Source organism: Micromonospora sp. NPDC048842 (genome assembly GCF_040649935.1).
GTDB classification, from domain to species: domain Bacteria; phylum Actinomycetota; class Actinomycetes; order Mycobacteriales; family Micromonosporaceae; genus Micromonospora; species Micromonospora hortensis.
This window is the reverse complement of record NZ_JBEZGK010000056.1, coordinates 1-1,163: the sequence shown is the minus strand read 5'-3', so window position 1 is coordinate 1,163 and position 1,163 is coordinate 1. Positions and strand designations below refer to the sequence as shown.

Below are 1,163 nucleotides of genomic sequence, written 5' to 3'. Positions count from 1 at the left end.
AGGTGTTTGTGGAGTACCTCGGCTGGATTCTGCCAGTCGAGGGTTTGGCGTGGTCGTCCGTTGAGTTCGCGGGCGACGGCGTCGAGGTCGTCCTGGGTCCAGGTGCGGAAGTCGGTGCTGGATCGGGGGAAGTACTGACGGAGGAGACCGTTGGTGTTTTCGTTGCTGCCGCGTTGCCAAGGGCTGTGGGGGTCGCAGAAGTAGACCTTGCAGTCGGTGGCCAGGGTGAAGACGGGGTGCTGGATCATCTCGATGCCCTGGTCCCAGGTCAGGGTCTTGCGCAGCTCGGCCGGCAGGCGGCGCATAAGGCCGGTGAGGGTGTCGATGACCTGTTCACTGACGCGCGATTCGGGCAGAGCGCCGAGCATCACGTATCGGGTGGCGCGTTCGACCAGGGTGATGATCGCGCTGGAGCCTCGGGCGCCGATGACCAGGTCGCCTTCCCAGTGCCCGGGCACGGCCCGGTCTTCGACCTCAGCCGGGCGAGTCGAGATGTGGAAGTCACGCACCCACGGCCGGCTTCCCCGCCCCGCGCTGGCCTGACGCGACTGCGGCCGCCGTAACGCCCGACCAGAGCGCAACGCGACCTGCCGGGCTAACTCCTGACGCATCCCACCTCGGGACTGGAAGTAGACCGCCTGATAGATCGTCTCGTGTGACACCCACATCTCCGGTCGCTCAGGAAACTCCCGCCGCAGCGACCGGGCGATCTGCCACGGCGAGTGCCGCTGACTCAGACGATCCTTGACCGTCTGCCACAACGGCGGCCACGCCCGCCCCCACCCCGGACGCAACTTGCCCTCACGAGGGCGCCGCGCCCGCGCGTCCGCCTTGCCCTGAGCGTTGCGGTGAGAGTACTTCCACCGATACGCCCCACCCCACCCCTTCGGATAGCCCACCCCAGCCACATAACCCGGATCCGCACCATGCGGATGCCGCTGACCCGCCGGCACCCGCCCCCCAGTACCGCAGTGATTACGCGACAACTCCCGCCACACCGTCGAGCGATGCCGCCCGATCGCCTGCGCGATCTGCGGGAACGTCAACCCCTGACCGAACAACACCTCAATCTGCGCCCGCTCCGCGGACGACAACCTCTGCCCCGGCATGACCCCTCATCCTGACGAGAATCCACCCCGTTGCAACAACCACTTGAGCCCAAG

1 protein-coding gene and 1 pseudogene are annotated in these 1,163 nt (G+C 67.1%); both read right to left on the bottom strand.

Annotated features, from left to right (window positions below; all coding sequences use genetic code 11):
* Positions 1 to 899, bottom strand: an 899-nt coding sequence (locus AB0C19_RS33520) for an IS30 family transposase (RefSeq protein WP_357191981.1), incomplete at its 3' end; no start/stop codon positions are given.
* An 87-nt stretch (positions 900 to 986) separates the two neighbouring features.
* A pseudogene (locus AB0C19_RS33515) lies at positions 987 to 1,109 on the bottom strand (helix-turn-helix domain-containing protein); the annotation flags it as partial.
* Between the last annotated feature and the right edge of the window lie 54 nt (positions 1,110 to 1,163).